Annotated in this window: 11 protein-coding genes; 3 read left to right on the forward strand and 8 right to left on the reverse strand. The window is 75.1% G+C overall.

The annotated features are described in order from the left end of the window. Window positions 1-6: 6 nt before the first annotated feature. Complete coding sequence (locus ACIP82_RS10275; protein ID WP_400652725.1) at window positions 7-816, forward strand: helix-turn-helix transcriptional regulator; 810 nt, start codon at window positions 7-9, stop codon at window positions 814-816. 286 nt (window positions 817-1102) lie between these two features. On the opposite strand, the gene ACIP82_RS10280 is transcribed toward ACIP82_RS10275, so the two are convergent. The 8 genes from ACIP82_RS10280 to paaA all read right to left on the reverse strand — a co-directional run bounded on the left by ACIP82_RS10280 (window position 1103) and on the right by paaA (window position 7862). Further along, window positions 1103-2164 (reverse strand): NAD-dependent epimerase/dehydratase family protein, encoded by a 1062-nt coding sequence (locus tag ACIP82_RS10280; protein ID WP_400652727.1) that lies wholly within the window; start codon window positions 2162-2164, stop codon window positions 1103-1105. Between the two features lie 169 nt (window positions 2165-2333). After that, entirely contained in the window at window positions 2334-3212 is an 879-nt protein-coding gene (locus ACIP82_RS10285; protein WP_400652729.1) for an alpha/beta fold hydrolase, read from the reverse strand. Further along, window positions 3205-4017, reverse strand: a complete 813-nt coding sequence (locus ACIP82_RS10290; protein ID WP_363608295.1) for a tryptophan 2,3-dioxygenase family protein — start codon at window positions 4015-4017, stop codon at window positions 3205-3207. Before ACIP82_RS10290 ends, ACIP82_RS10285 begins: the two co-directional genes overlap by 8 nt. Before the next feature lie 51 nt (window positions 4018-4068). Further along, window positions 4069-5172, reverse strand: coding sequence for a 2Fe-2S iron-sulfur cluster-binding protein (locus tag ACIP82_RS10295; RefSeq protein ID WP_400652731.1), 1104 nt, complete (start codon window positions 5170-5172; stop codon window positions 4069-4071). 9 nt (window positions 5173-5181) lie between these two features. Then, window positions 5182-5688, reverse strand: coding sequence for a 1,2-phenylacetyl-CoA epoxidase subunit PaaD (gene paaD / locus ACIP82_RS10300; protein WP_400652733.1), 507 nt, complete (start codon window positions 5686-5688; stop codon window positions 5182-5184). Beyond that, a complete protein-coding gene (gene paaC, locus ACIP82_RS10305; RefSeq protein WP_400652734.1) occupies window positions 5685-6485 on the reverse strand; it encodes a 1,2-phenylacetyl-CoA epoxidase subunit PaaC in 801 nt (266 codons plus the stop codon). The genes paaD and paaC overlap by 4 nt, the downstream gene beginning before the upstream one ends. After that, window positions 6475-6786: a 1,2-phenylacetyl-CoA epoxidase subunit PaaB gene (gene paaB, locus ACIP82_RS10310; RefSeq protein ID WP_363608301.1), complete on the reverse strand. Its 312-nt coding sequence runs from the start codon at window positions 6784-6786 to the stop codon at window positions 6475-6477. The genes paaC and paaB overlap by 11 nt, the downstream gene beginning before the upstream one ends. Further along, window positions 6783-7862 carry a 1,2-phenylacetyl-CoA epoxidase subunit PaaA gene (paaA, locus tag ACIP82_RS10315; protein WP_400652751.1) on the reverse strand — a complete coding sequence of 360 codons (1080 nt, stop codon included), beginning with the start codon at window positions 7860-7862 and terminating at the stop codon, window positions 6783-6785. Before paaA ends, paaB begins: the two co-directional genes overlap by 4 nt. Before the next feature lie 257 nt (window positions 7863-8119). On the opposite strand from paaA, the gene ACIP82_RS10320 reads away from it, so the two are divergent. Continuing rightward, window positions 8120-8353, forward strand: coding sequence for an acyl carrier protein (locus ACIP82_RS10320; protein ID WP_363608303.1), 234 nt, complete (start codon window positions 8120-8122; stop codon window positions 8351-8353). Continuing rightward, window positions 8353-9840 carry an AMP-binding protein gene (locus ACIP82_RS10325; protein ID WP_363608305.1) on the forward strand — a complete coding sequence of 496 codons (1488 nt, stop codon included), beginning with the start codon at window positions 8353-8355 and terminating at the stop codon, window positions 9838-9840. The genes ACIP82_RS10320 and ACIP82_RS10325 overlap by 1 nt, the downstream gene beginning before the upstream one ends. Window positions 9841-9970: the final 130 nt, after the last annotated feature.

Here is a 9970-nt window from a genome sequence, read left to right on the forward strand (position 1 = left end):
GATGTCATGCGGGCTGCTGTCGAGCGTGCGATCAACACGATGTGGGACCACTACAACGAGCCGCTCTCGCTGGCCGACCTGGCCGACACCGCCATCCTCAGCAAGTTCTACTTCTCCCGTGTCTTCAGAGACCAGACCGGCACCTCCCCCGGCAGATTCCTGACCGCCATCCGCCTGTTCAAGGCCAAGGGCCTGCTCCAGCACACCCTGCTGAGCGTCACCGACATCTCCTATCAGGTCGGTTACAACAGCCTCGGAACATTCACCAGCCGTTTCACCCGGAGCGTCGGAATGTCGCCGGCGCGATTTCGCGCGTTTACCCGAACCGGAATTCACGATATTAACCGCCCGCCGGCGGCAGGTTTAGGACAACGGGTCTCCACGGTCACCGGATCGGTCACCGTGCCGCCCACCGAAGGCGCCGTCCGGGTCTATGTCGGGGCTTTCAAGGAACCGATCGTGCAGGGTTTCCCGGTGGCCTGCGCCGTCCTGAACGGCCCCGGGCGCTACCGGCTCGACGCGCTGCCCGACGGGCTCTGGTACGTCCGCGCCACCGTCCTCGCGCTGGACTCCCAGCCCCGCCGGCGCTCGCACCAGCCGCTGTTCGTCGGGTCGAGCGCGCCGATGACGGTCCGCAGCGGCCGCGCCGAGGCCGACATCGACACCAGACCGCTCTGTCTGCTGGACATGCCGATCCTGCTCGCCCTGCCCGAACTGGACTGCCACTTCTCGGGATCCGCGTGCACACCCGCGGCGTCCTCGCCGTGGAGCCGCGAGGCGCGGTCCGAGCTGACCCGGCAGGCGTACCCGGCCTGACGGCCGGGCCGGGACCCGGCACCCCGGACCGCCGGCCGGTGTGCCGTCGAACGAACCGGCCGACCACGCCCCACCGTGCCGTGTCGTGCCCTGCCGACCATGCCCGCCGAGCCGTGCCCTGCCGCGTCACCCCCACCGCGGACGGCCTCGGGGAGCAGGCCGGGACCAGGGTGTCCCGCCGCCGGAAGCCCGACCGCCGGTCCCGCCCCGGCCCGCCTCCGACCGGGCCCGCCCGGCCTCGCCCGGACCGGCCTCGCCCGGACCGGACGCACCGACCCGGACGCGCTCAGACCCGGCCGGACGCGACGGTATCCGGGTGTCCGCCGGCCGCCCGGCCGGCCTGCCGGGCGGAGATCCGCCCCGAGCGGTGCAGCCAGCCGACGGTGTCGGCCAGGGTCTGCGCGAGCGGTCGCGCCCGCAGCCCCAGCGACGGCGCGTCCGCGGCCACCGGCGCCGCCACCGCGCAGGTGTAGACCGCGCCGAACTCCGCCGGGATGTACCACGGCCACACATGCTGCAGCAGCCCGACCAGTCGGCCGACCGGGAACATCGCCCGGGCGGGCAGATACCCGGCCGGCAGCCGCCGACCGGTCACCTCCCCCACCGCCTCGACATACTGACGGGTCGTCAGAAACTTCCCGGGCGCGAAGTACCGGTCGGCGGCGGGGACTCGGCCGGCCGGCCTGGTGACCAGCGCGGCGTGCAGGGCCGCGGTGTCCCGGACGTCCCCGAGCGGGAGCCCGCCCGACGGCCAGAGCGGCATCAGGCCGCGCAACTCGTTGCGCAGCCGCGCGTTCTGGTCGCCCAGGTACGGATCGTGCGGCCCCAGCAGCGCCGGCGGGTAGCTGATCACCACCGGGGCGCCCGCCTCCTGGTGCCCGCGCGCGAGCAGGTCGGCCGCCGCCTTGCTCGCCAGGTAGGCCTCCCGCGGCCGCCCGACCGGCGAGTGCGCGCCCAGCTCGGCCTGCGGGGAGGGGAAGAGCGCTCCGACGCTGGAGACATGGACGATCGGGTCGGCCCCGGCCCGGCGGGCGGCCTCGATGACCAGCCCGGTGCCCTGCACGTTGACGCGGCGCACCTGCGCGTACTTCCTGCTGTCGAAGGAGTAGACGGAGGCCGCGTGCAGCACCGCGTCCGCTCCCGTGACCGCCCGGGCCACCGCGTCGGGGGCCGTGACGTCGCCGACCACCACCTCGACCCGGGCCGGGTCGACGCCCAGCGGCCCGAGCGCCCGGCCCACCGCCGCCGGATCGCGGACCAGCAGGCGTACCCGGCGGCCCGCCGCGAGAACCGCCGCTACCGAATGGGCGCCGACGAACCCGGTTCCCCCCGTGACACAGACCAGCATGAGCCCTCCACCCTCGGCCGTACGACGGTCCCGTTCAGCCGGCCGGTCCGGGTGGACGCGGTGGCCCGGCCATCGTGCCGCAGCGGGGTGGACGGCGTCTTCTCACAGCGTGCCCCCCGTGGGCCGAACCCCGCCCCCTGGCCAGGTGGTTCGGCCGGGCCGGGTTCGGTCAGGCGGTGCGGCCGGGCGGGGTTCGGCCGGGCAGGCCGGCCGCGAGGTCGGTGAGCGTCCGGACGACGGAGCCGGCGGCCGGCGAGCCCGGCTCGATCAGGGTGTAGTGCCCGGTGCCGGGCAGCACGATCTCCCGCGCGTCCCGGTGCGCGGCCAGGTAGCCGGTGAACTGGTCGTGCGGCAGTTCCTCGTCGTTCGCCCCGCGCAGGACGACCGTCGGCACGCCGGTGGTGCCCGCGCCGCGCAGCAGCGTCAGCGGGTCCACCGCGGGCAGCCGTTCGACGGCCGGGCCGTCACCGCCGAGCAGGAGCAGCCCGGCGTCGTCGCTGAGGCCGTCGCGGATCACGCCGGCCAGGTCGGTGATCGGCGCGAGCCCGAGCACGGCGTCCGGCAGCCGGGTGCTGTACCAGGGCGAGTCCTCGGGGAGCAGCGCCCGGGCGGCGGCCCACAGGGCCAGGTGCCCGCCGGAGCAGTGGCCGGCCAGGATGTAGGGCCGCCCGGCGGGCAGGGTGTCCACGGCCCGGGCGACGTCGTCGAAGGTCGCCGGGTAGCCGCCGGCGCCGCCCGCGCGGCGGAAGCCCGGCAGCAGGACGTCGAAGCCCTGGCGGGCGAGGTGGGCGGCGAACGGCGTCAGGTGCAGCCGGTCGTAGCGCCAGTAGCCGCCGTGCAGCAGCACGACCAGCGGGGCGTCCGGCCGGTTCGCCGTCCAGAGGTCGTAGGTCTGGTGCGGATGGCCGCCGTAGGAGCCGCGCGCGGGCGCGAGCACCGGCTTCAGGGAGAGGACGCGGCGTTCCTCCTCGGCGCCCTGGGCGGAGAGCGGCGGGCGGACGCGGGGTGCGGGGGCCGGGACATCGGGGCTGCCGGGGGCGTCAGACATGGCTGCGGGCCGTCCAGAGCTCGGGGAAGACCGGCCGGGCGGCGCGCTGTTCCAGCCAGACCACGCCCGGTGAGCCGCCGCTGCCCGTCTTGGCGCCCATCGCCCGCCGGACGACCAGCACATGGTCGGCGCGCCAGCGCAGCACCAGTTCGGCGATGTCGGTGAGGGTCTCCGCCAGGGTGAGCAGCGGGTCGTGCGCGGGCCCCGCGTAGATCCGGCGCCACACCTCCTCGACGCCCGGGTCCGGGCGGTAGGGCTCGGTGACGTCGCGCTCGCGGACCGCCTCGGGGACGGGCAGGCCCCGGCGGTACAGGAACTGCAGCACCTCGTCGTAGAGCGACGGCCGGACGAGCGCGGCCTCCAGCGCCTCGTGCGCCGCCCGGTGGCCCCGGTAGGAGTCGACCATCGGGCGGGACTTGTCCCCGAGCAGGAACTCCATCTGCCGGTACATCGCCGACTGGAAGCCGGAGGCCTTGCCGAAGGCGGCGCGGAAGGAGTTGAAGCGGCCGGGGGTGAGGGTCGCGATGGGGTGCCAGGAGTCGTTGAGCGCCCGGTGGGCGCGGGCGCTGCGGCGCAGGGCGTCGAGCGCGGCCTCGGGGTCGTCCTTGGACAGCGCCTCTCCGGCGGAGCGCCACTCGTGCACGGTGAGGGCGAACCACAGCTCCATCACCTGTGCGGTGACCAGGAAGCCCATCTCGTCGGGGGCGTCGGTCAGCGGCTGCTGGAGCGAGGCGAGGAGGTCCGCGTGGACGTAGTCCTCGTAGGGGGTCACTCCCTGGAATTCCAGGAACGGTGCGTCGGTCATGAGGACTCCGTGGGAATCGGGGCTGTCGACCGGGACGGCCGGTCAGCGGTGTCAGAGGTCGAAGTCGAGGGCGATCTCGCCGGTGGCGTCCGGCTCCGGCCGGGCCCGGCAGGTGAGCACGCAGCCCTCGGCCACCTCGCGCTCGCCGAGCGCGTAGTGGCGGTCCATCCGGACGGCGCCGCGGACGACCCTGGCCCGGCAGGCGCCGCAGAGGCCGTCGCGGCAGGAGTACGGGGTCTCGGGCCGGGCGCGCAGCACCGCGTCCAGGACGACGCGGTCGCCGGGTGCCATGGTGACCGCGCTGGTGCGGCCGGCCAGCCGTACGGTGATCGGGCGGCCCGCGGTGCGGGCGTCGGGGGCGGCGGCCGGTGCCGGGGTGTCGTCGGCGGTGAAGAACTCGCAGTGGATCCGGCCCGGTTCGGCGCCCCAGCGGGCGAGCGCCGACCGGGCGGTCCGCACCAGCCCCCAGGGGCCGCAGAGGTAGAAGGAGCACGGGTCGCCGGGGGCGGCGCCGAGCAGGGTCAGCAGGCCGGGCAGCCGTTCCTCGTCGATCCGGCCGGAGAGCAGTCCGCTCTCCCGGCTCTCGCGGGAGAGCACATGGAGGGCGGTGAACCGCCGCAGGTGGGCGTCCTTGAGGTCGGCGAGTTCGTCGGCGAGCAGGGCGGCGCGGGCGGTCGGCACCGCGTGGACCAGGGAGACCCTGGCGTGCGGGTCGGTGCGCAGGGCGTGCGCGGCCATGGCGAACAGCGGGGTGATGCCGCTGCCGCCGCCGATCATCACATGGTGCTCGCCGGGGCGGTCGGCGAGGGCGAACCCGCCGGTGGGCGTGGAGAGTTCGAGGGTGTCGCCGGCGGCGAGCGCGGTCGTGGCGTGGTCCGCGAAGCCGCCGGGGCCGAGCCGGCGGACGACCAGGCGCAGCGTCCGCGGTTCGCCGGGCGGCGGGCAGAGCGAGTAGCTGCGGCGCAGTTCGCCCCGCGGCCCCCGGTGACGGACCACGACGTGCTGTCCCGGCCGGTGGGCGAAGGCCGGGGCGAGCGGGTCGGGCAGGTCGAGGCGGATCGCCACGGCGTCGTCGGTGAGCCGGTCCAGGCCCGCGACGCGCAGCCGGTGCCAGCCGGGCGTGCGGGGCGGGGCGGCCGCCGGTGTCGCTGTCATGACGGGTCGTCACATCGCTTTCAGGTGGGCGAAGGTCTCCCGGCAGGCGGTGCAGACGAGCACGGCCTGGCAGCGGGTGGCGCCGAACGGGCTCTGCGGCCTGGTCGCGGCCGAGCCGCAGTTGGGGCAGGGCAGGCCGAGGCCGAGGCGCAGCGGCAGGGGCGCGGTGGCGGGGCCCGGGGGCACGATGCCGTGCTCGGCGAGCCGGCGGCGGCCCTCGGGGGTGATCGCGTCGGTGGTCCAGGCGGGGGTGAGCTCCTGGCGGACCCGGCCGTCCGGGTGGCCGCAGTCGGCCAGGGCCTCCCGGATGGCCTCCGTCATGGCGGGCAGCGCGGGGCAGCCGAGGTAGGTCGGGGTGATGACCACCTCGACCGCGCCGTCGGGGGCCAGGCCGACGGCGCGAATCACACCGAGGTCGGCGAGCGTGATCATCGGCAGTTCCGGGTCGGGGACGGTGGCGACGCGGGCCCGGACGCGGTCGAGGTCCGGGGCGGCCGGGGTGGCCGGCGCGGTCACCAGGTGCCGCCGGGGTACTGACGGTGGACCGACTGGAACTCGGCGAGCAGCGGGGCGAACGCCTCGGTGTGCAGGCCGGCCCGTCCGCCGGTGGCCCGCCAGCGGGGGGCGGGGACGGCCAGTCCCGCGGTGGCGAGCACGGCGGCCGTCTCGCGCTGCCAGGCGTCGCGCAGCCGGGCGGGGGCGACGGCGGTGCCGGCGGCGTCGAGCCGGCTGCTCGGCCCGTCCTCCTCGAACAGTTCGTCGGTGTAGGGCCAGAGCGCGTCCAGGGCGGTGGTCATCCGGCGGCGGCTCTCGGTGGTGCCGTGGCCCAGCCGGACGGTCCACTGCGCGGCGTGCATCCGGTGGTACTCGACCTCGGCGGCGGCGCGGGCGCCGAAGCCGGACAGGACGGGGTCGGCGCAGTCCGCGAGCGCGGTGTAGAGCAGTCCGGCGTAGTGGGAGAAGACCAGCTGGCGGACGACGGTCGCGGCGAAGTCCGGGTCGGGCAGTTCGACCAGCAGCACGTGGCGGAACTCGCGCTCGGTGCGGCGGTAGGCGAGGTCGTCGTCGCCGCGTCCGGTGCCGTCGCGCTGCCCGCTGTAGGAGAGCAGGGTGCGGGCGTGGCCGAGGAGGTCGAGCGCGATGTTGGAGAGCGCCAGGTCCTCCTCGATGGTCGGGGCGCGGGTGATCCAGCCGCAGAGCCGCTGGCAGAGCACCAGGGCGTCGTCGCCGAGCCGCAGCGCGTAGCCGGCCAGGTCCGGGTGGGGGGCGGGGCCCGGGGCGGCGGGGCGGGCCGGTGTGGTGTCAGTCGTCATGGGCGCCGTCCTCGGTGAGGGAGACGTAGTGCTCCGGGTAGCGGTACGGCTTGTCGGCGGCGTTGCTGAACAGCGGGTCCTTCTCGGCGGGCGAGGAGGCGCGGACGGCGTCGCTGCGCACCACCCAGATCGACACCGGGTCGCCCCTGCGGGCGTACAGGTCACGGGCGTTGGCGAGCGCCATGTCGGCGTCGGCGCCGTGGACCGAGCCCACGTGCTGGTGGGACAGGCCGCGGCGCGGCCTGATGAACACCTCCCAGGGCGTCTGCACCCGTCCGCTCCCCCGCGTCGTCGCCGTCATGACCGCCGCCCGGCCGGTTCGGCGGCCTCGGGCCGCGCCGCGTCCGGCAGGGTGCCGTCCTCGTCGAGGCGGGCGGCGTAGGCGTCCACCGCGGCGCGGACCCAGGCGCCGTTCTCGTGCGCCGCGACCCGGTGGGCCAGCCGGGCCCGGGCGCACTGCGAGTCGTCGCCGAGGGCGTCCCGGAACAGCTGCCAGTCGATCGGGCTGAAGTCGTAGTGCCCGCGCTCCTCGTTCCAGCGGATCGCCGGGTCGGGCAGGGTCACGCCCAGCCGCTCGGCCTGCGGGGCGGCGTTGTCGACGAACCGCTGGCGCAGCTCGTCGTTGGTGTGCCGTTTGATGCCCCAGGCCAGCGAGCGGCGGGAGACCCCGGCGCCGATGGCGGCGGTGCGCCTGTCCAGGCCGCCGGCCTCCGTGTCGGGCGGGCCGAACATCAGCGCGACGGCCGGCAGCCACCACCGGTCGACGGCGTCCTGCGCCATCGTCCGCTGCCCGGCCGTGCCCCGGCAGAGCGCCCACAGGACGTCGTAGCCCTGGCGGACGTGGAAGGCCTCCTCCTGGCAGACCCGGCGCATGGCCCGGCCGTAGGGGCCGTACGAGGTGTGGCAGAGCGGGGCCTGGTTGACCACCGCCGCGCCGTCCGTCAGCCAGGCGATGGCGCCGGTGTCGGCCCAGGTCAGGGCCGGGTGGTTGAAGGTGGCGGCGTACCGCTGGTGGCCGCGGTGCAGGGCGTCGAGCAGGTCTTCGCGGGAGGCGCCCAGGGTCTCCGCCGCCGCGTACAGGTAGAGCCCGTGCCCGGCCTCGTCCTGCACCTTGGCCAGCAGCGAGGCCTTGCGGTGCAGCGAGGGCGCGCGGGTGATCCAGGAGCCCTCCGGCTGCATGCCGATGATCTCGGAGTGGGCGTGCTGCGCGATCTGGCGCAGCAGCATCATCCGGTAGCCGGGCGGCATCCAGTCGCGCGGTTCGATCCGCTCGTCGGCGGCGAGCAGCGCCTCGAAGTGCTCCTCCAGCCGCTGTCCTGCGGTGCCGTCGCCGTCGTCCGGCGCCGGCCCGGCCGGTGCCCGGCCGGCCTCCTCCACGGGCCCTGAACGCACCCGGATCACCCCTCGCTCCTCCTCGTCGCACGCACGCTCCGGCCGACGGCCCGGCGCGTGCCTTCACGGGTAGAGGAGGAGCGGGGCGGGGTGCTCCATCCCCCGGCCGTACAACCGCGCCAGTGATGCTGATCACAGACATGACAGGGATTGGTCAGGCCGCGACCGCTCCTCTGTAAGGGCGGGTCAGACACGCCCGGGGGCGGCAAGGCCCCGCACGGGACCGCTACGAGAGGCAGGGCATGAGCACTGTACGAAAGATGCTGGTCGACCTGACCGGCCTGCCGGAGTTCGCCGACGCGATCGAGGACACCGCCGATCTCACCGCCAGCGGCATCGACTCGGGCGACATGGTGCGCCTGGTCCTGCTGATCGAACAGCACACCGGGGCGGAGGTGACCGCCGGGGACCTGGAGGGGCTCTCGACGATCGCCGACTACGAGCGGTTCCTGGCCGGGCACGGCGGTCCCGCCTGATGTGGCTGACCCAGCTCTTGGAGCGCAACCGCCAGTGCTACCCGGACCGCCGGGCCCTCGTGGACGAGCGGCGCTCGGTGACCTGGAGCGAGCTGCACGACCGGACGCTGCGCCTCGCCCACGGGTTCGCCAGGCTGGGTCTGCGGGCCGGTGACCGGGTCGCGGTCCTGTCGCTGGACCGGATCGAGGTGCTGGAGACGTACTTCGCGCTGGCCCGGATCGGCGTCCTGTTCGTGCCGCTCAACCACAGTCTGACGACCGCGGAGATCGGCGGGATCGTCGAGCGCACCGGGCCGGCGGCGATCGTCGGCGAAGGGAAACTGCTCGGCCGGCACCCGGATCTGCCGGTGCGGCTGCGGATCGCCCTGGACGGCGCGGAGTACGCCGCGCTGGCCGACGGCGACGGCGGGGCCGGTGCCCCCGGGCTGCCGGCCGTGCCGGACGACGCGCTCGCCGCGATCCTGCACACCTCGGCCACCACCGGCCAGGCCAAGGGCGTCACGGTGGACCACGCGTCGTTCCGCGCGATCGCGCTCGGCTGGCTGGCGCTCGCCCGGCCCGAGGACGACATGGTGCTGGTCAACTGCTGCCCGCTGTACCACGGGAGCGTGGTCGTCTCGCTGACGTACCTGGCCGCCGGGGCCACCGTGGTGCTGATGCCGGGCTTCAAGCCGCAGACCGCGCTCGCCGCCATCGAGGAGAACCGCGCCACGCACGTCTGGCTGGTGCCGCAGATGCTGCGCTTCATCCTGCGGGCCGGGGCGCGGCAGGGCACGGACCTCTCCTCGCTGCGGGAGATCCTGTACGGCGCGGCGCCGATGCCGGTCGACGTGTACGGCGAGGCGCTGGAGGAACTGGGCTGCGGCTTCCGCCAGGTGTACGGGATGACCGAGGTCGGGGGTCCGTTCGTCACCCTCGGCCCCGAGGAGCACCCCCCGCTGGACCGGATCCCCGACATCATCCCGAGCGGCCGGGTGATCCCCGGGATGTCGGCGCGGGTGCTGGACGCCCGGGGCGGCGAGGCCGGGCCGGGCGAGATCGGCGAGATCGGCGTCCGGGGGCCGGGCGTGATGCGCGGGTACTGGGGCAACGACGAGGCCACCGCCGAGATCACCGTCGACGGCTGGACCCTCACCGGCGACCTCGGGTTCATCGACCGGGACGGCCGGATCCACCTGGTCGACCGGAGCAAGGACCTGATCATCCGGGCCGGGCAGAACGTCTACCCGACGGAGATCGAGCGGGCGCTGCGCTCCCACCCCGGGGTGGCCGACGTCGCGGTGGTCGGGGTGCCGGACGAGGACTACGGCGAGGTGCCGCTGGCCTATGTGGTGGCCGACGGCGAGGTCGGCGCGGCCGAGCTGCTGCGGCACGCGGCCGGGCTGCTGGCCCCCTACAAGCGGCCCCGGCGGGTCGAGTTCATCGAGCAGGTGCCGAGGAACCCGGCCGGGAAGATCGTCAAGAAGCTGCTGCGGACGGCCGGTTGACGGGCCCGTGGTGCACGGTGAGGGGCCCCGTCGACCTTGGGTTCTAACGGTCCTCGCAACACCCGCGATCTGTGGGAGTTGCGAGGGCCGTGGCTGTTGGACGCGATGATCTTTCGGGTTTGAGGGAGCG

It is taken from the genome of Kitasatospora sp. NPDC088548 (genome assembly GCF_044753005.1).
GTDB lineage: Bacteria > Actinomycetota > Actinomycetes > Streptomycetales > Streptomycetaceae > Kitasatospora.